Source organism: Rhodococcus sp. SB1D, from assembly GCF_048573875.1.
In the GTDB taxonomy this organism is placed as follows: domain Bacteria; phylum Actinomycetota; class Actinomycetes; order Mycobacteriales; family Mycobacteriaceae; genus Rhodococcus_F; species Rhodococcus_F qingshengii.
In genome coordinates, this window is sequence record NZ_JBMAIQ010000001.1 from 178,613 (window position 1) to 196,541 (window position 17,929).

Consider the following 17,929-nt stretch of genomic DNA (forward strand, 5'->3'; position numbering starts at 1 on the left):
AAATTGACATAGCCTTCGCGTATGAGTACTGCGATGCGAGACTTCGGTGACAGTGCGCTCTTTCCGGTCTACGACGTGTTGAAGGCCAGCATCCTCGTCGACGGATTCGATCTGATTCTCGACGTCGAAGGGTCGCGGGGTTCCTATCTCCGTGACCTGCGAGACGGAACCGAGTATCTGGACATGTTCGGTTTCTTCGGCTCTTCGGCCCTGGGTATGAATCACCCTGCGATCACAGGCGACGAGGAGTTTCAACAGGAGTTGGCTGTCGTGGCCTCCAACAAGCCGAGTAACTCCGACATCTACACCGAACCCATGGCGCGCTTCGTTGCGGCTTTCGCTCGGGTACTGGGGGATTCGGCACTCCCACACTTGTTCTTCGTCGACGGCGGAGCCCTGGCGGTGGAAAATGCACTCAAGGTTGCCTTCGACTGGAAGAGTCGGTGGAACGAAAGCCGTGGGTTGTCAGCAGATCTGGGGACAAAGGTCCTGCACCTGACCGAGGCTTTTCACGGCCGCAGTGGCTACACGATGTCGCTCACCAACACCGAACCGGGCAAGGTCGCGCGATTCCCCAAGTTCGACTGGCCACGTATCGACTCGCCGTACCTGGCAGACGGCCGCGATGTCGAAGCTGCGGAGAGGCAAGCTCTCGATCAAGCGCGCCGAGCTTTCGCCGACAACCCCGACGACATTGCCTGTTTCATCGCCGAGCCGATCCAGGGCGAGGGCGGCGACCATCACCTCAGGCCGGAATTTCTGCAGGCGATGCAGGAGTTGTGCCACGAAAACGACGCCCTCTTCATTCTCGACGAAGTACAGACCGGTTGCGGAATCACCGGAACTGCCTGGGCCTACCAACAATTGGGTCTGAGTCCGGATGTGGTGGCGTTCGGCAAGAAAACGCAGGTGTGCGGAATCATGGCCGGCGGGCGCGTGGATGAAGTGCATGACAACGTGTTTCACGTCAGTTCTCGGATCAATTCGACGTGGGGTGGCAACCTCACCGACATGGTTCGTGCCCGGCGGATACTCGAAGTCGTCGAGCAGGACCGACTGATCGACCGCGTGCGATTCACGGGTGCGCATCTCCTTGCCCGGTTGACCGAAGTCTGCGGGCGGTACGCGGCGGCAACCGAGCCGCGCGGTCGTGGCCTCATGTGCGCGATCACTCTGGAAGACAGTGACCTTCGCGATCGCGTCGTACAGCGACTGCGTGAAGACGAGCACGTGATGATACTGCCCACCGGGAAGAGGGGAATCAGATTCCGGCCCGCGCTGACGGTGACCACCAGTGAGCTGGACGACGCGGTCGACGCGGTCGAGCGCGTGCTCGCACGCGAGACCTAGGGCCTCTGTAGCTGTTCCCACACTCGATCCGGTGACATCGGTGTGGAGTACATACGCACTCCACACGCGTTGGCAATCGCGTTTGCCAACGCCGGTGCTACAGGATTGAAGGGGGCCTCACTCATCGATTTCGCGCCGAAAGGCCCGAGCTTGTCGTACGTGTCGGCAAACAGTACTTCGGTGATCGGCAGATCCCCGATCTGGGGAACGTGATAATTGCGCAACTGCGGATTGATCACCCGACCTTCTTCGATGACGATCTCCTCCGACAGCGCAGCGCCGAGCGCTTGTCCCACACCGCCTTCCACCTGCCCGCGCAGTTGTGCCGGGTTCATGACGGTGCCGGCATCGGCGGCCTGAACCGACTGCAGGATCTTCACCCGGCCGGTGTTCGTGTCGACGGCAACGCGAAAACCGTGAACGTTGAACGAGACCGAGCGCGGTGTCCCGTCGTGGCGACCGTCAGCGGCGAGCGGGCCACCTTCGAGTAGCGTCGCGAAATCGAGGCAACCGTGGGACGTTTCGACACCGTCCGGCGAAAGGTCGTCGATCTGCGCGCCGCGACCGCTCGATCGCACCGCACGGGTCAGTATCCGCTCGCGAAGGCGCTCGCAGGCGATCAGGAGCGCCTTTCCGGCGACCACCGTTCCTGTCGACCCGAATGCTCCGGTGTCGTATCCGCCGGCATCGGTGTCGGATTGAACAATCGTGATGCGATCGACTGTCGTCCGCAATTCGGTGGCCGCGATCTGTTGGTGAATCGTAGTGGTTCCGTTGCCGAACTCAGCGGTGCCGATGTTCACGACGTACCGACCGTCGGCCTCGAGTGCGACGGTGGTGTCGGAGAAGTGACCACGCGGCGGGATCGTCGCGATCATGGCAATTGCCATGCCCCGACCGATCTGCCAACGCGACCCAGCCGGTGCAGCCTCTCCGCGCCCGCTCGACAGTGCACTGTCGACGAGGTCGATGCACTGGTCCAGTCCGTAGCTGCCGAATTCGAGATCACCGTCTTCGACGTGCCAGTCGACAAAATCGTCTCCGGGAACGACGACGTTGCGCCGCCGAAACTCGAAGGGGTCCATGCCGAGACGATCCGCGAGCTGATCCATGGCCGACTCGACGGCGAAGATGATCTGGCCGAGCCCGTAACCACGAAAGGCCCCGGAGGGAACGTTGTTCGTGTAGACCGCTTCGGCGTCGACGCGTTTGGTCGCAGCGCGATAGACCGCCATGGATTCGGCGCACCCATGGAACATGACTCCGATCGAATGGTTCCCGTACGCCCCCGCGTCGGAAAGGACGTCGATGGCCAGTGCAGTGAGAGTTCCGTCGGCATCGGCGCCGGCGCGAACCGAAACTCGCATCGGGTGCCGTGACGGTGCGATGGTGAACTGATCGCTGCGGCTGAACTCGTAAGCAACGGGCCTACCCGTTCGCAGGACGGCGAGTGCGACCAGATCTTCGGTGAGTAGTTCCTGCTTCCCGCCGAAGCCTCCACCGACCCGCTTGGCGAACACCCGGATTCGGCTGCGATCGAGATCGAAGATGTGCGCCAATTCGTCCCGAACCAGAAACGGCACCTGTGTGCTGCTTCTGATGACGAGACGGCCGTCCTCGTCGAGCCACCCCACTGCGCCGTGAGTTTCCAAGGCCACGTGCTGGACTCGCGCAGTTTTCCACGTACCTTCGACGACTGCAGTGGCATCCGCGAGCGCACGGTCCAGATCGCCGACACCATCGTGAAGCGCGGCAACCACGTTGCGAGGGACTTCTGCGATCCGCGAGCTCTCGTCTTTGTCGCCGTGTAGGAGCGGAGCGCCGGGGGAACGCGCCAGATCTGGTTCGAATACCGCGTCGCGTACCTCGTAGTCGACTTCGATCAGCGAGAGTGCACGTTCCGCCTGCGTCGGGGATTCGGCGATGACCGCGGCTACGCGCTGGCCGCGGAAACGGAGGGTGCTGTCGAACACGCGCGTGTCGTCCGGATCGTCGTTGCGGTCCTCGTGCCGGGCGGTCGAGAACAGCACGTCCGGACTGTCATGAAAGGTGAGGACCGCGGCGACGCCCGGCGCCGCTTCGGCTGCTGCCGTGTCTATCCGCGTTATGTGTGCGTGTGCGTGCGGACTGCCGAGTACTGCGACGTGAAGCAGGTCGACCGGCTTCTCACCCGGGGAGAAGTCCATGGTGTACTGCTCGGTTCCCGTGACGATGCGCGCGGACGCCGGTGCTGCGATCGAACGCCCTTGTGCCCCGCCTATTTTGGCAGTCTCCGTATTGGATGTACCGGCGAGAGCGTCACGAATGGACCGATAACCGGTGCAGCGGCACAGGTTACCTTTCATCGAGCACGCGAGATCGGATTTTTGCTCGACCGACAACGCTGATGCGGTGACTACCATTCCCGCTGTACAGAAACCACATTGGAATCCGCCCGCGTCCACGAATGCCTGTTGAATGGGGTGAAGTTTCTCCGGTGTTCCGAGACCGGAGGCGGTGACGACGTCGCGGCCGTCGATGCGATGGGCGGGAAATATGCACGAATGGGTGGGGTGTCCGTCGACCAGCACCGAGCAGGCGCCGCAGTCTCCGGCATCGCACCCCTTCTTGACGGAGTTCGCTCCGTGCTCGCGGAGGAAGGTTCGCAGGCACTGTCCTGGGCGGGGCTGGTCGTCGCGCGGAACTCCGTCCACCGAGTACTTCATTCCAGTTCACCTCGGATTTCTTCGGCAAGAAGCTCGGTCATCGCCTTCCGCCACGGCGCAGTTCCATGGACATCGGTGAAGTAGGCGTCTTCCGGAATCCTGCTGCGCAACGCATCCGCAAGTGCTGTGGCGTCGGGGAGTTCGTCGAATTTGAGAGCGTACGGACGGCGGGTCGCGGCGGTGATCGCCAGCGTGAAACCGTCGGCGCCGCAGCGTCCGGCCACGGCTACGGCCGATCGCCCGAGTGACGTCTGAGCCAGCTTTCGCATCGCGGTACGTGCAGTCAATGCATGCACGGGAATCCGGATACTGCGGATGATTTCGCCGGACCTGAGTACGTTTCGAGAATCGTCGATAACGAAATCGACTACGGGGAAGGAGTATTCGGTACCGTCCGGACGCCAGATCGTCAGTTCGGCATCGAGAGCGGTACACAGAGTCGTCATCGCTCCGGCCGGGAAGGAGAGCGCGATGTTGCCGCCGACTGTCGCGTATCGCAACACCTTCCACGATGCGAGTAGTGCGTCAGCGCAGTGTTGGAACAGCGCTGCGGCGCGCCAGGATGCGGGAAGTTCGGCGCGGCACAGTTCCTCGATGGTGCAGGTGGCCGCGATCTCGAGACCGAGATCGCCGACCGCCACAGCTTCCCAGTCGAAGCCCGCAAGGTCGACAAGGGTGGTCAGGTGCGGCTGCGGTTCCGAGTACAGCCAGGTGCCGCCACCGATGAACCCGATGCCGGGTGAGGCACAGGGGAGTTCGGCGCGGGTCCGCGGCACCAGAACTTCGTCGACGCTGTGCAGGTCCATCGCGACCTCAAGCCTTTCCGAGTAGATCGCGGTGTGCGCGTGCGACATCCGAGGCCACGACGTCCTCGTCGACGGTGGTGACTCGTCCGTCGGCAACTACGATTCGTCCGTTGACGAGCAGTAACTTGAGCGGGGGAGTCGAGCCGAGTACGAGCGCCGCCACCGGATCGGTGATGCCGGCATGCGCGACGGTGTCGAGTTTCCACACCGCCAGGTCGGCAAGTTTTCCGACCTCGATCGATCCGATTTCGCCCTCGCGGCCCAGAACTCGTGCGCCGCCGATCGTTCCCAATTCCAAGGCTTTTCGCACCGTCATCGTCTGCGGTCCGCCCTTCGCGCGAGCAAACAGAAGTGCATGACGAGACTCCTCGATCAGGCTGCAAGCTTCATTGCTCGCCGCGCCGTCCACGCCGAGCCCCACGGTGACCCCGCCGTTCACCAAATCGGCGGCACGGGCGATACCGGCTCCCAGGCGCGCGTTGGAGGTCGGGCAGTGCGCCGCCGCAGTTCCGGTTCGCGCCATCGTCTCGATACCGGCGTCGTCGAGATGGACTGCGTGGGCGTACCAGACGTCCGGGCCCACCCAGCCGACTCGTTCCATGTATTCGACCGGCGTGCAACCGAAATGCTCGCGGCAGAATCTCTCCTCGTCCAGTGTCTCGGCCAGATGCGTGTGCATACGCACGCCGTTTTCGCGGGCCAGCGTCGCGGACTCGCGGAGCAATGCCTCCGTCACCGAGAAGGGTGAGCAGGGAGCTACCGCGATCTGCAGCATCGATCCGGGATTCGGGTCGTGCCAACGGTCGATCACCGACTGCGTGCCGGTCAGGATGTCATCGAGTTTTTCCACGACGTGATCCGGTGGCAGGCCGCCGGAACTCTGGCCGAGATCCATCGACCCACGACACGGGTGGAATCGAAGGCCGACCTGCGCAGCAGCGGTGATCTCGGCCTCGAAAACGTCGCCGGCGTCGCGGGGAACGACGTAGTGGTGGTCGGTGGTGGTCGTACATCCGGTTTTCGCCAACCACGTGAGGCCGCCGGTGGCCGCCACGTGGACGGCGTCGGCGTCGATACCTGCCCAGACGGGGTACAGGGCGGTCAGCCACTCGAAAAGCGTCGAGTCCGCGGCCAGGCCTCGGGTGATCCATTGGTAGAGATGATGATGTGTGTTGACCAGACCCGGCGTGATCAGGCAACCACTCCCGTCGATCACTTGCGCACCCGGGTATTCGGGTGGCGTTCCGGCGCCGACGTCGACGATCTTGTTGCCCGAGATCACCACATAGCCGTCGGAGTACTCGGAGCGGTCGCCGTCCATCGTGACCACATGAGCGCCCGCCACGACGAGTGTTGCCCCGAGAGCTGATTCGGTCACGACAACCAACCGGCGTAGGTGGTCCACGACGGTCCCGCGTCTGGTGCGTCGGATCGGCTGACCGCAGCTTGGATCAGGCCGTACGGACGATCCGCAGCGTGGAACACCTCGTTGTCGTTCTCCACTCCGAAGCGGCCGAGTGCATATTCGAAATGATGCTTGTTGGGTGCGGACAGTCGAACCTCCGCGATGATCGGGAATTCCTCGAGGATTGCCTTGCCGATGTGGAAGAGCGTCTGCTGCAGGGCAAGTGAATGTACCTGTGCGAACTGCTTGACGATCTGTGCCTTGATTCCCGCGTAGACCGATTCCCAGTCGACGTCGGTGGTGACGAATCGCCACTGGGCGACCAACGTCGTCGCCATGACGCGGTCGTCGGTCGGCTCGAGAACGGTGTACGGATCTTCGAGAAAACCCGAGAACTCACTACCGGTCGATTTGAGGATCACGAGGTCCTTCAGACCGCCGATCACCCATGTCCCGGTATCGGCGATGGTGATCGACGCCGTCCGAACTTCCTGACCCTTCCGAATCCAGGTGTAGTCGTGCTCGCTGCCGTCGACAATCGCACGCTCCCAGGCGTATTCCTCGATCTCGATCCGCGCGCCACTGACCGGTTCGATGTCGTCGACGAAATGACGGGCGAGTTCGAGTCCGTACGTCTCGATCGAGATCAGACCCTTTTCCTTGGCGTAGGAGTAGGCCGTTTGTTTCTGCGTGTCGGTCGGCAGAACCTTCGATTGATCACCGGTGAGGTACGCGTCGGCGAAATCTCCACGCAGGCAGGTGGAGACGTTGATGTCGTGAATTTCGTGACGGGGGGTGTCTCGATAGATTCGGACTACTCGATTTTCCGCTTTGCCGTACTGGTGACCCGATAGTTCGATCGATCCGCTCAACCGTTCGGTGTTCGTACTGCCGGTTGTGATGTTGCCGGTCGTGATGTTTTCGGTAGTCACGTGTTCAGCTCCCGCGATAGGTGGAATAAGCAAAGGGCGACAGCAACAGTGGGACGTGATAACCCCGTGCCGTGTCGTCCACCCGGAAGGTCACTGTCACTTCCGGGTAGAAGTTTTCTTGTCCGTTGGTCTCGAAATACGTTCCGGTGTCGAAAGTCAGGGTGTAGTGACCGGCGGTCAGGCCGCTGGGAGCAAGTTCGGGGATGCGGCCGTCGGAGTCGGTCTCCGCAGTGGTGACGGAGGCGCCGTCTCGATCACGAAGTTCGACGCGAATCCCCGCCGCGGGGTTGCCCGTCGTCGCGTCGAGAACGTGCGTGCTGAGGGTCTTGCTCATGCTGTGCCTCCGGCGAGTGCATCGATCAGACGGGCGAGTCTGATCCGATTGATGGCGGCCAATTCGGTTCGAAGCACGGAACGCTCGGTCGCCGGGTCGTTTCGGAGACGACCTCGAAGGATGTCGAGGAGCTCCGTTCCAGATTTCCCCGACGCGCAGACCAGGTAAACATGGCCGAATGTCTCTTCGTACTCGGCGTTCTTCCGTCGAAGTTCCGCGAGTACGTCTTCTGTCGCCGACGAGACTCCCAACTGTTCACGGGTAGAGGCCGCGCTCTCGCTTCGCTCACCGATTCGTGGGTGGCCGGAGAGAGCGTCGTCGATCTCGGACTCGGGAAGCTCGGCCAGCACCGCATCTGCTTTGTCGAACAGAGCTTCCAGATCGGCGAACGGGCGAGACGAGGCGATTTCCTGTGCCCACACGGCGGAATGGCAACACTCGAGCAGCGCCGCGACTGCCTGGTGGTCACCGAGCGCATCGAAGGCTCCGAGACCACTGGAATTCGTTGTAGGCATGTCCACAGGATTACTTGAGCATGTTACGGATCTGTAGCGCAGCAATTACGGGAGATGATGTGTCTCGATCTTATTTCTCCGGCTGCTCTTCCCCGATCACGGTTTCTCGGCGACCGATACATTCTCAGGTATGACCGATACTCCGAAGCTGTCTTCCGTCGTACCGTCCCTGGCGAACCTCCGAGACATCGGTGGCCCCGAATCGAGCTTCGGTGGCACCGTCCGCACCGGGAGCGTGTTTCGTTCCACCGATCTGGCATCGCTCAGTGCGGACGGCGCACAGACCCTCGCCGATCTGGGCATCGTGACGATCTACGATCTGCGCACCGAATCCGAACGCGAGACGGCACCGGATCTGACGCCGGACGGTATCCGAGAAATCGGCCTGGACGTATTGGCGGACAAGCAGTATCGCGCCATTCCGGCTCAGATGCAGCAGATGATCGCCGACCCGGCGTTTGCTGCCGAAGCATTGGGCAGCGGCCAGGCGCTCGAGTACTTTCAGGGAAGTTACCGCGATTTCGTGACCTTGCCGAGTGCGGTCGCGTCGTACCGGCAACTGTTCGTCGACTTGGCGCAGCCGCCCAGCTCGCCGGCACTCATTCACTGCACCACGGGCAAGGATCGCACGGGTTGGGCAGCGGCCGCGTTACTGCTGTTCCTGGGTGCCTCCGAGGACGCGGTCTTCGCGGACTACCTCGAAACCAACAAGATTCTGTTGCCGATGTTCGCGCCGCTCCTCGAACGATTCGAGGCGAAGGGTATCGACCCGACCCTGCTCGAAGGTGTTCTCGGTGTCAGGCGCGAGTACCTGGAGGCGTCGATGGCAGAGCTCGCGCAGGTACACGGATCCATCGAGGCCTACTTCACCGACGGCTTGAAGATCGACGCGTCGACCCAGGACCAATTGCGGAGCAACCTGCTCAGCTGATCAGGACCTGCTCGGCTCGTCTCGGCGGGAAGTTCGTCGCCTCGTCACGAGGCTGACGATACCGATCCCGATGGCGATGCCGAGCAGGTCGGCGCTGCCGTCCCAGATCGAACCGGAACGCGAAATGGGCAGCGCTGCTTGAAGAACCTCGGACGTCGCAGCAAAAATCACGAGCCACACCGCGGTGAGCCACGCAGGGATCCGGGCGTGCAACGAGGTGATCGCCAGCACCGCGAACATCAATGTGTGAGTGATCTTGTCGGTGTTCTCCGGGCTCGACGGGACGGTGGAACCCGGGGAGAAGAGCATGATCAGGGCAATGACCACGGCGATCGCCAACGGCCAGTATCGGTTGTTCTTCAATTCGTCTGCCCCTCGACGACGACGAGTCCGAGTGCACCCTCGGCGAACCTGGTGACGGCGTCGGCGGCCGTCGTGAGCGCCTCGGTGTGCCCGTCGCGGGCCCAGCCGGTGAGCAGGGCGGTGGAGTCGAGAGGCGTCAGAACGACCTCGGCGAGAAGCTCACCGGTGTTGGGTTGGCACACTGCCCAGGAGTAGACGCTGTTTTCGTGCCACTGAGCGCTTCGCTGACTCACGTAGTCGGGGTCGGTGATACCACCATCGGCAAGGGCGGGGCGGTCGTCCACACGCTCGTCTGCGCGTAGTGCGCGTAGATACCAGCCGCCTGCGTTGATCTCGATCGGCTCCATCAGTCGGAGTCCCGCTCGCGGCGGCGCTTGGCTTTGCGTTCCCGGTCGGTACCGAACAGCAGTGCACCGGCCAGGGGAATCGCGAGGAACCACAACCAGGTACCGGTGACGAAGAACAGGATCACCGCGAGAATCGGGACGACGGCCATGACGCGACCGGACCAGTCGGGGTTGAAGCCTCGCTCCGCCGGTGCGTCGGGAGGCGTCACCATCGACAGGGGAGCGGTGCCGGGGGCTTGGTAGTTGCCCGGAAGATCGGCGAACACCGGAACGAGTTCACTGCGAGTTGTTGCGGCACTGACGATTCCGCTTCTCTCGTCGAACTCGGTGACGGTGAGGCGGCCTGCGGCGAAGTGCTCGCTCAGGAGATCGAGTGCCTGCTCGCGTTCTGCAGTGCCGATGCGAATGTCGGGGACGTCAGCCATCGTTACAGCCTACTCAAACGACTGTGCGCCTTTCCGGTAGTGGGGACTACCGGAAAGGCGCACGGGGCCGGAGGCCCTACTTCAGTTCTGCGAGAACCGTTCCCTGCGTGATTGCTGCACCCGGCTCGACGGACAGTCCGGTGACGACACCGGCCTTGTGCGCGTTGACGGGGTTTTCCATCTTCATGGCTTCGAGAACGGCGATCAGATCGCCTTCTGCGACTTCCTGGCCTTCGGTCACTGCAACCTTGACGACGGTGCCCTGCATCGGAGCCGTGACAGCGTCACCCGATGCTGCACCTCCGCCGGCGCCGCCGCGCTTGCGCGCCTTCGGCTTCTTGCGGATCGCACCGGAGGCAGCGCCGCCGCCGTTGCCGAGCGAGAACTGGCCCGGGAGGGAAACCTCGACGCGACGTCCACCGACCTCGACGACGACGTTCTGACGCGGCAGAGCCTCGTCCTCGTCGTCTACGGGAGCACCGGCGCCTGCGTACGGCTCGATGGGGTTGACCCAGTCGGTTTCGATCCACTTGGTGTAGATGTCGAACTTCTCGCCGTCACCGATGAACGCCGGGTTCTCGACGATGTGGCGGTGGAACGGGAGAACGGTCGCGAGGCCGTCGATCTCGAACTCGGCCAGAGCGCGCGATGCCCGCTGGAGGGCTTCTTCGCGGGTGGCGCCGGTGACGATGAGCTTGGCGAGCATGGAGTCGAACTGTCCGCCGATGACGTCGCCGGCAACGACACCGGAATCGACGCGAACGCCGGGGCCCGTGGGCTCACGGTAGACGGAGACCGGGCCGGGGGCAGGCATGAAGCCGCGGCCGGCGTCTTCGCCGTTGATGCGGAACTCGAAGGAGTGTCCACGCGGGGTGGGATCTTCCTTGATGGAGAGTTCTTCGCCGTTGGCGATGAGGAACTGCTGACGCACGAGGTCGATGCCCGCGGTCTCTTCCGTGACGGGGTGCTCGACCTGCAGGCGGGTGTTGACCTCGAGGAAGGAGATGGTGTCGCCCTGAACCAGGTACTCGACCGTTCCGGCGCCGTAGTAGCCGGCTTCCTTGCAGATGGCCTTGGCGGATGCGTGGATGCGTGCGCGCTGGTCGTCCGTCAGGAAGGGAGCGGGAGCCTCTTCGACGAGCTTCTGGAAGCGACGCTGCAGCGAGCAGTCGCGGGTACCGGCGACGACGACGTTGCCGTGCTGGTCGGCGATGACCTGAGCCTCGACGTGGCGGGCCTTGTCCAGGTACTGCTCGACGAAGCACTCGCCGCGACCGAAGGCTGCGATGGCCTCACGGGTGGCCGACTCGAACAGCTCGGGGATTTCCTCGATGGTCTGGGCGACCTTCATGCCGCGTCCACCGCCACCGAAGGCAGCCTTGATCGCAACCGGGACGCCGTATTCCTTGGCGAATGCGACGACCTCGTCGGCGCCCTTGACGGGATCCTTGGTGCCTGCTGCCATCGGCGCCTTCGCGCGTTCTGCGATATGGCGTGCCGTGACCTTGTCGCCGAGGTCGCGGATGGACTGCGGTGACGGACCGATCCAGATGAGGTTCGCGTCGATGACGGCCTGGGCGAAGTCGGCGTTCTCGGAGAGGAAACCGTAGCCGGGGTGGATGGCGTCGGCGCCGGACTTCTTGGCTGCGTCGAGGATCTTGTCGAACACGAGGTAGGACTCGGCGGACGTCTGTCCACCGAGGGCAAATGCCTCGTCTGCGAGCTTCACGAACTGCGCGTCTGCATCGGGCTCGGCGTAAACGGCAACGCTGCCGTAGCCGGCATCCTTGGCCGCCCGGATGACCCGTACCGCGATTTCACCGCGGTTCGCGACAAGCACCTTCGTAATGTGCGCGCTGGCATGACTGGGCACTGAGCCTCCTGTGGTTCGCATAGTCTGTCTCCGCGGTGTATTCCTCTGGGATTTCACCATCGGGGGATTGGCATCACTTCGGAGTGTATGCATCGCTTCGGCGCTGGTTGTAACCGGATCGCTAAAGCCCACTCCGGCTTAGGAAACGGTTTCGAAAACTACCGATGAGTAGCTGTCGGAGGTGGCGGCGTCCGGTTCGGTGACGATTTCTTCGATGGTCCGGCGCAGTGCGGCCACGTAGGCGTGAACCGCGGCGTTCGCCGTCTCGTTGCCTGGGTACCTGACCGCGAGGTTGAGTCCCTGGGGTGTGCGGTTGATCCAGATGTAGACGTCGTGCGTATATGCCTTGCTTCGAAGTGCTCTGGCGTTCCATTCGGGCCACTGTGCGGCTTCGGGCACGAAGCGAACGTCCATGTAGGACACGACGAATCGCGGTCGGATCGGGGTTTCGAGGTGCTCACCGATCCGATCGAACGGGACAGCTGCGGCAGGCTTGACCGAAGCGATGGATTCGGCGGCGCGTGTCGCGAGGTCGCCGAACGAACAGTCCGATCCAACGGCGAACTCGACCGGGCACAGTCCGACGAACCAGCCGAGCGCACCCGCCCACTCCTGAGCGCTGCGGGTGTGAACCGGCGTCACGACCTCGAATCGATCGGATCCCGCGACTTCGCGACCTACAGCGGCAAGTCCGCCGAGAAGTCCGGCGAAGTACCCCACGCCGGTGGCTGCACACGTCGAACTGAAGGCCTTGGACTGGTCGGCGTCGAGCAGCCAGGTCGACAGGCCGTTCTGAGAATCGGTTCCACGGTCACCGATCGGTAGCGGGAACTGGGGTAGACCGTCCGTGCCGAGAGCCTTTCGCCAGATCTCGACCGCAGCCTTCTCGGCTTCCATGTCGGCCATCTGCTCGCGTTCGACGGCACCGAAATCGACGTAGCTGCCCACCGGAAACAGATTTGCAGCACTACCGGTCGAGGCCTCGCGGTACAGAGCTGCGATCTCGTGAGCGACCAGCACGATCGAGAACCCGTCGATGATCGAGTGGTCCGCCGCGAAGAACACGGTGAACGGACCGTCGCCACCGCGGGGCGTCAACGTCGCGAAGACGTACGACGGCCAACTGTGCGGGGACGCGTAATCGTCGAACAGGCGGTGAAGGTGGTCGAAGTTGTCCTGGCTGGACGCGTCGTAGCCGTGGCTGACGACCCCGATGTCGATTCCGCCGAGCGGGACCGTGTGCCGGGTGATCTCGCCGCTCGAGGGTTCGAGGACGGTATGCGAGCGCAGAACTTCGTGACGGTCGATCCACCGGCCGAGAGCGACTCGGAACGCATCGACGTCGAGCGGGCCGGAAATCTCGAAAGCTGTTCCCAGCCAAGACTTGTCGCCTGCGCCTGCAGCGGAACGGTTGAGATGTGCCTCGTGAATGTAGGAGACGGGCCGCGGATCCGGAACCCAGGGCCCGGTTGCGCACGGCAACCATTCGACGAGTGCGCCGGCCGGAATCGCATAGTCGGCCAGTTCGGTGAACTCCATGTTTTCAGCCCCGCAAGTGCCGCTTGATGCGCGCGAGCATGGCCGACATTCCGCGCAGACGGAGCGGGCTCACGGCTTCTGCGAGACCGAGCGCCGAATAGAAGTCGTCGGGTACACCGAGGATCTCGTCGGCGCTGTGGCCGTCGAGCCCCTGCGCGAGGATCGATGCGAAACCACGCGTCGTGGGAGCCTCGGGGGGAGCGCTGAAGTACAGACGGACGTTGTCGCGATCCGAATCGTCGACCGAGAGGAAGAGCGGCGACTGACATTCGGGGACCGGCTCCATCGCGCTCTGCTCGAGCTCCGCCGGCAACGGCGGCAGCTCTCGGCTGAACTCGAGAAGAAGGGTGAGCTTGTCCGAGGCGCCGACGGCCGCGAAGTCGTCGACGATCTCGGCCAGAGCCGAAGGAAGAGCGCTCATGACGCCGATACAGAGGACGGAACGGCGCCGGGCTCTTCGCCCTGGACGATCGGGACGCGCACGGCATTGCCCCACTCGGTCCACGAACCGTCGTAGTTACGAACGTTCGGGTAGCCGAGAAGATGAGTCAACACGAACCAGGTGTGACTGGAACGCTCACCGATGCGGCAGTACGCGACGATGTTGTCGTCGGCCGACAGGTCGCCGTAGATCTCGCCGAGTTCGGTACGGGTGCGGAAGCGGCTGTCCGGTGCCGCTGCCTTCGCCCACGGGATGCTGAGCGCGCTGGGAATGTGTCCACCACGCAACGCACCCTCTTCGGGGTAGTCGGGCATGTGGGTGCGCTCGCCGGTGTACTCCTGCGGAGATCGCACGTCGATGAGCGGCCCGTCGCCCAAGTGCGCGAGAACGTCGTCCTTGAATGCGCGGATGGGAGCGTCGTTGCGCTCGACGACCGGGTAATCGGTCGACGTGATGTCGGGAACGTCGAAAGCGGTGTCGCGGTTCTCGGCGATCCACGCATCGCGGCCACCGTCGAGAAGACGGACGTCCTCGTGGCCGAAAAGAGTGAAGACCCACAGTGCGTAGGCCGCCCACCAGTTGCTCTTGTCGCCGTAGATGACCACGGTGTCGTCGCGGCCGATGCCCTTGCGGTTCATCAACTCTGCGAACTTCGCACCGTCGATGTAGTCGCGGGTGACCGGATCGTTGAGGTCGAGATGCCAGTCGATCTTCACGGCTCCGGGGATGTGGCCGACGTCGTACAACAACACGTCTTCGTCGGATTCGACAACCTTGAGGCCCGGCGCACCGAGATTCGCCGAGAGCCATTCCGTCGAGACCAACCGGTCGGGATGCGCGAACTCGGCAAACGCGGTTGAGGGATCGGGGGCAACGGGCACGGGCGTACTCCTGAAGACGAATCGTTCGGTTCGAACACGGACTTGATCGATTCTATGCGCTGTGCGCAAGGTGAGACGCCCGGAAGCAGGTTCTGCCTGCTCGTGCCCGTTGCCGACCCTAAATCCTCGGTGTTCCTGCTCCGACGCTCGAATCTCTCAATTGTTCGGTGACACTTCCGATCGGCGTCACGCCCCGGGCGCAGACTTCTCTCAGAATCCGGTCGAGTTCGGTGAGGAAATTCACCATGGTTTCGTTTGCCGTCTCGGTATCGGGAAAGCGTGAACGCAGCGAGAGACCACGGTTCGTTCGCGAAATCCAGAACTGGGCATCGTCGGCGACCGTCACATTGCTGATGTGATGGGCGTTGAGGAGATCATGATCGTCTGTGCCGGGTAGTTTGCGGTAATCGATGTACGACACCATGAAGACGTCGGTGCGCGTGCGTCGAATCTTGTCGCCCAAAGCATCTCGAACCTGGGCCATGGTGACGCCCTCGAGCGTCAACGCAACTCGGAACGACGCGTGCGTATGTGCAAGGGATGCACCGAAATCCGCATCGGGAGTGATCTGGACCGTGATCGGCGCGCTGGTGGTGAGCCAGCCGATCGCGTCGGCCCACCGCGGATCTTTGCGAATGTGAAGCGGAAATTGCAGCGGAAGCGTCGACTGCCCGGTGTACGAGTGGACGGAAAGTCCCATCGCAGTGAGGATTCCGGTGAACACGCTACCGCCGGCGGATAGGCAGATCTCGTCGAACGTCGCCGTCAACTCCTCGTCGAGCAGCACGCGCACATCGGCGCCCTGCGGCGCGGGCTTTCCGCCCTCGACGCCGAGATCCAAGGGGAAACTCGGTGATGTGCCACCGCAGATCTCGTAGAACCTTGCCCACTCTCGGATTCGAGGGTCGTTGTCGACGGGAAGCAGAGCGTCTGCCTCCAGTTCGCAGTACCGCACGAAACTTCCCGGGTCACCCAGTCGGCTCATCACTGCGTCGACGGCCTCGTGGTCGGTCAGATCGGGTAGGGCGATCAGTCCCTCGTAGATCTGTCGCAGTTCCCCGAGAGCAATGACCAACGAGTAGCCGTCGACGAGTGTGTGATCGAACGCGCTCAGGACCGTGTAATGCTCTTCGCGTTCGACCGTGGCAAACGTGTATGCAGGGAAGGTCAGTGGATCGCATACCGTCGTGAATCGCTTCTTGAGATGCGCTCGGAGGTCTTCGGTCGAATCGAATTTCAGAGGTTCCGAAGTCTCGATGTGTGTGCCGTCTGGATCGAGTCCCATTCGGGTGGTGGTGAACTCGCCCACCTCGAATCCTGTGTGCAGAGTGTCATGGCGACTGATGAACAGGCGCAGCGCGAGATCGAGTGCAGGCCGATTCAGTTCTCCGGGAAGGTCGAATGCGGCTGCCATCCACACACTCCGGCCCATGCCGTGTGTTCGCGCAGTCTCGAGGTGAAAATGCTGGTTGTACGACGGTGGTACTTCCGACTCGGTGACGGCGCCATCCGCGGGCTGAAGCGACCATTCGGTGACGATTCCGGGGTCGAGTCCGTATCGATCGATCGAGGTGACATGCATCAGGCCACTCCCTCTGGTGCCACGAACGAGTAGTCGCCTTGAGCTGCAACAGTTTTGATGATCTTCGAGACATGCTCGGCGAAGCGGGTGGCCGATTCGTGGGCAATGGGGGTGTCGGGGTGAGACACGGCGATCCAGGTTCCGGTGTGCATCCGGTTGATCCACATCGACGCGATCTGAGTCTCTTTGCCGCCGACGATTCCCGTTGCCTTCGTCTCGGCGTAACTGTATGGATCCGGCATGCGTCGGCCGTCGATGTACGAGACGATCGGCGGCGGGGTGAGCGTCTTCGACAGTCCGCCGGGTGCGGAATCCGACTCGGCCAAGCTCGACAGAACCAGATCGATGACCTGCTGCACAGAGACATCGAGGAGTGCCTTGCCGTCGTGGTACCCCTGCTGCCCGAGCTTTGCCAACTCGGTGAAGCGTCGCTTGTCGTCGACGTCGATGCCGACCGGGATCAGGTTGATGTACCAGCCCTGCGCAAACGAGTCGGCCTCGGTTCGTGTGCTGACCGGCGAGAGGGCGATGTACTTGTCGCGTCCGGCGAGTTCGAATTCCGCAATCGCGAGCGCGGTGAACATTCCGCCGATGAAGTTGGCGCCGTTGGCTTTACAAACCGCACCGAACTTCTCGCACTCGATGTCGTCGGCCAGGTCGAAGCGTGAACCGATAGCCGGTTTGGGCGCGTCTTCGGCCCCGAGCGGGAGCGGAAATCCGGGGAACGAGCCGCCGCTGCGCATGAGGTAACCGAGCCACTGGTGCACTTCGGGTGACTGCATCGTCAGTTCGGTTGTTCGCTCGCGTTCGACGCGACCGAACTGTGCGTAACTTCCGGCCGGCCCGAGCTCGGGATGCGATCCGGTCGTTTCCGCGGCGTAGAGCTGACGCAATTCTGCGTACATCAGCACCATCGAGTTCATGTCCGAATGGGCGTGGTCGACTGCATGGAACAGGGTGAAGCTCGGATCGGCTTCGAGGTCGGCATGGTGGTGCTCGACGGCACCGAACACGAAGGCCGGCCACTGCAGCGCGCTGGTTTCGGTGGCGAACTTGGTCGCGACGAGCGCGCGGATCGCCTCGGATTCGGAGACGTTGTCGCCGACGCGGTACTCGAGTTCGATGCTTTCGACCGGCACCACGTGTCGACGGACCTCGAACGAGGTGTCCGCAGCGTCGGTGGTTGCTTCGTCGAACGAGAACCAGCTGTGCAGCGTGTCGTGGCGACGGATGTAGCGCTGAAGTGCTCGCGTCATGGCGTCGCGGTCCAGTGTTCCTGCGAAATCGAAGGCGATACCGATCCACGGAGACTGCGGATCGCCCTTCTCTGCGGTGACGCGGGCGCGTCGCAGGTGGCGATCCTGCATCGTGGTCGGGGGTAGTTCTCGGTCGATCTCGGCTTCGGCGGCTCGTTGAGCGGAAGCATGCGTGACGCCCCATTCGATTACCCGCCCAGGAAGCGGGTGCCAATGGGTGATCAAGTTCAGATCCATCGAGTA

Annotated in this window: 17 protein-coding genes; 2 read left to right on the forward strand and 15 right to left on the reverse strand. The window is 62.9% G+C overall.

Going from position 1 to position 17,929, the window contains the following annotated elements; translation table 11 throughout:
* Positions 1–21: 21 nt before the first annotated feature.
* Complete coding sequence (gene lat / locus ACN50D_RS00830; protein WP_042922145.1) at positions 22–1,350, forward strand: L-lysine 6-transaminase; 1,329 nt, start codon at positions 22–24, stop codon at positions 1,348–1,350.
* On the opposite strand, the gene ACN50D_RS00835 is transcribed toward lat, so the two are convergent.
* The 6 genes from ACN50D_RS00835 to uraD form a co-directional block, all read right to left on the reverse strand.
* On the reverse strand, positions 1,347–4,055 hold the full coding sequence (locus tag ACN50D_RS00835) for a molybdopterin-dependent oxidoreductase (protein WP_208689667.1): 2,709 nt from the start codon (positions 4,053–4,055) through the stop codon (positions 1,347–1,349). The two genes, lat and ACN50D_RS00835, sit on opposite strands and share 4 nt — an antisense overlap.
* Positions 4,052–4,861: an FAD binding domain-containing protein gene (locus ACN50D_RS00840; RefSeq protein WP_030535037.1), complete on the reverse strand. Its 810-nt coding sequence runs from the start codon at positions 4,859–4,861 to the stop codon at positions 4,052–4,054. The genes ACN50D_RS00835 and ACN50D_RS00840 overlap by 4 nt, the downstream gene beginning before the upstream one ends.
* A gap of 7 nt (positions 4,862–4,868) precedes the next feature.
* Positions 4,869–6,182, reverse strand: a complete 1,314-nt coding sequence (locus ACN50D_RS00845) for an 8-oxoguanine deaminase (protein WP_249342751.1) — start codon at positions 6,180–6,182, stop codon at positions 4,869–4,871.
* A gap of 53 nt (positions 6,183–6,235) precedes the next feature.
* Entirely contained in the window at positions 6,236–7,138 is a 903-nt protein-coding gene (gene pucL / locus ACN50D_RS00850) for a factor-independent urate hydroxylase (RefSeq protein ID WP_030535035.1), read from the reverse strand.
* Between the two features lie 64 nt (positions 7,139–7,202).
* Positions 7,203–7,532, reverse strand: a complete 330-nt coding sequence (uraH, locus tag ACN50D_RS00855; RefSeq protein WP_003940720.1) for a hydroxyisourate hydrolase — start codon at positions 7,530–7,532, stop codon at positions 7,203–7,205.
* Entirely contained in the window at positions 7,529–8,047 is a 519-nt protein-coding gene (uraD, locus tag ACN50D_RS00860) for a 2-oxo-4-hydroxy-4-carboxy-5-ureidoimidazoline decarboxylase (RefSeq protein ID WP_208689665.1), read from the reverse strand. The genes uraH and uraD overlap by 4 nt, the downstream gene beginning before the upstream one ends.
* A 130-nt stretch (positions 8,048–8,177) precedes the next feature.
* On the opposite strand from uraD, the gene ACN50D_RS00865 reads away from it, so the two are divergent.
* On the forward strand, positions 8,178–8,978 hold the full coding sequence (locus ACN50D_RS00865) for a tyrosine-protein phosphatase (protein ID WP_007727222.1): 801 nt from the start codon (positions 8,178–8,180) through the stop codon (positions 8,976–8,978).
* Here ACN50D_RS00865 and ACN50D_RS00870 read toward each other — a convergent pair whose 3' ends face one another.
* The 9 genes from ACN50D_RS00870 to ACN50D_RS00910 all read right to left on the reverse strand — a co-directional run bounded on the left by ACN50D_RS00870 (position 8,979) and on the right by ACN50D_RS00910 (position 17,923).
* Entirely contained in the window at positions 8,979–9,341 is a 363-nt protein-coding gene (locus tag ACN50D_RS00870) for a VanZ family protein (RefSeq protein ID WP_030535032.1), read from the reverse strand.
* On the reverse strand, positions 9,338–9,688 hold the full coding sequence (locus tag ACN50D_RS00875) for a hypothetical protein (RefSeq protein WP_003940792.1): 351 nt from the start codon (positions 9,686–9,688) through the stop codon (positions 9,338–9,340). The genes ACN50D_RS00870 and ACN50D_RS00875 overlap by 4 nt, the downstream gene beginning before the upstream one ends.
* Positions 9,688–10,113 (reverse strand): DUF1707 SHOCT-like domain-containing protein, encoded by a 426-nt coding sequence (locus ACN50D_RS00880; RefSeq protein ID WP_003940708.1) that lies wholly within the window; start codon positions 10,111–10,113, stop codon positions 9,688–9,690. The genes ACN50D_RS00875 and ACN50D_RS00880 overlap by 1 nt, the downstream gene beginning before the upstream one ends.
* Positions 10,114–10,189: 76 nt before the next feature.
* Positions 10,190–11,986 (reverse strand): acetyl/propionyl/methylcrotonyl-CoA carboxylase subunit alpha, encoded by a 1,797-nt coding sequence (locus ACN50D_RS00885; RefSeq protein ID WP_030535031.1) that lies wholly within the window; start codon positions 11,984–11,986, stop codon positions 10,190–10,192.
* Positions 11,987–12,124: 138 nt separating this feature from the next.
* Positions 12,125–13,525 carry a condensation domain-containing protein gene (locus ACN50D_RS00890; protein WP_003940858.1) on the reverse strand — a complete coding sequence of 467 codons (1,401 nt, stop codon included), beginning with the start codon at positions 13,523–13,525 and terminating at the stop codon, positions 12,125–12,127.
* Between the two features lie 4 nt (positions 13,526–13,529).
* Positions 13,530–13,946, reverse strand: a complete 417-nt coding sequence (locus tag ACN50D_RS00895) for a SufE family protein (RefSeq protein ID WP_003940804.1) — start codon at positions 13,944–13,946, stop codon at positions 13,530–13,532.
* Positions 13,943–14,848 (reverse strand): sulfurtransferase, encoded by a 906-nt coding sequence (locus ACN50D_RS00900; RefSeq protein ID WP_003940962.1) that lies wholly within the window; start codon positions 14,846–14,848, stop codon positions 13,943–13,945. Before ACN50D_RS00900 ends, ACN50D_RS00895 begins: the two co-directional genes overlap by 4 nt.
* A 118-nt stretch (positions 14,849–14,966) precedes the next feature.
* On the reverse strand, positions 14,967–16,430 hold the full coding sequence (locus tag ACN50D_RS00905) for a condensation domain-containing protein (protein WP_042449587.1): 1,464 nt from the start codon (positions 16,428–16,430) through the stop codon (positions 14,967–14,969).
* Positions 16,430–17,923, reverse strand: a complete 1,494-nt coding sequence (locus tag ACN50D_RS00910) for a condensation domain-containing protein (RefSeq protein ID WP_210378307.1) — start codon at positions 17,921–17,923, stop codon at positions 16,430–16,432. The genes ACN50D_RS00905 and ACN50D_RS00910 overlap by 1 nt, the downstream gene beginning before the upstream one ends.
* Between the last annotated feature and the right edge of the window lie 6 nt (positions 17,924–17,929).

Bases quoted from the DNA above. Each gene is read 5' to 3' on its own strand.
- ACN50D_RS00845 (WP_249342751.1), bottom strand. From the start codon at position 6,182: ATGGACGGCGACCGCTCCGAGTACTCCGACGGCTATGTGGTGATCTCG.
- ACN50D_RS00835 (WP_208689667.1), bottom strand. From the start codon at position 4,055: ATGAAGTACTCGGTGGACGGAGTTCCGCGCGACGACCAGCCCCGCCCA.
- ACN50D_RS00905 (WP_042449587.1), bottom strand. From the start codon at position 16,430: ATGCATGTCACCTCGATCGATCGATACGGACTCGACCCCGGAATCGTC.
- uraD (WP_208689665.1), bottom strand. From the start codon at position 8,047: ATGCCTACAACGAATTCCAGTGGTCTCGGAGCCTTCGATGCGCTCGGT.
- ACN50D_RS00895 (WP_003940804.1), bottom strand. From the start codon at position 13,946: ATGAGCGCTCTTCCTTCGGCTCTGGCCGAGATCGTCGACGACTTCGCG.
- ACN50D_RS00840 (WP_030535037.1), bottom strand. From the start codon at position 4,861: ATGGACCTGCACAGCGTCGACGAAGTTCTGGTGCCGCGGACCCGCGCC.
- ACN50D_RS00880 (WP_003940708.1), bottom strand. From the start codon at position 10,113: ATGGCTGACGTCCCCGACATTCGCATCGGCACTGCAGAACGCGAGCAG.
- lat (WP_042922145.1), top strand. From the start codon at position 22: ATGAGTACTGCGATGCGAGACTTCGGTGACAGTGCGCTCTTTCCGGTC.
- uraH (WP_003940720.1), bottom strand. From the start codon at position 7,532: ATGAGCAAGACCCTCAGCACGCACGTTCTCGACGCGACGACGGGCAAC.
- ACN50D_RS00890 (WP_003940858.1), bottom strand. From the start codon at position 13,525: ATGGAGTTCACCGAACTGGCCGACTATGCGATTCCGGCCGGCGCACTC.
- ACN50D_RS00875 (WP_003940792.1), bottom strand. From the start codon at position 9,688: ATGGAGCCGATCGAGATCAACGCAGGCGGCTGGTATCTACGCGCACTA.
- ACN50D_RS00865 (WP_007727222.1), top strand. From the start codon at position 8,178: ATGACCGATACTCCGAAGCTGTCTTCCGTCGTACCGTCCCTGGCGAAC.
- ACN50D_RS00910 (WP_210378307.1), bottom strand. From the start codon at position 17,923: ATGGATCTGAACTTGATCACCCATTGGCACCCGCTTCCTGGGCGGGTA.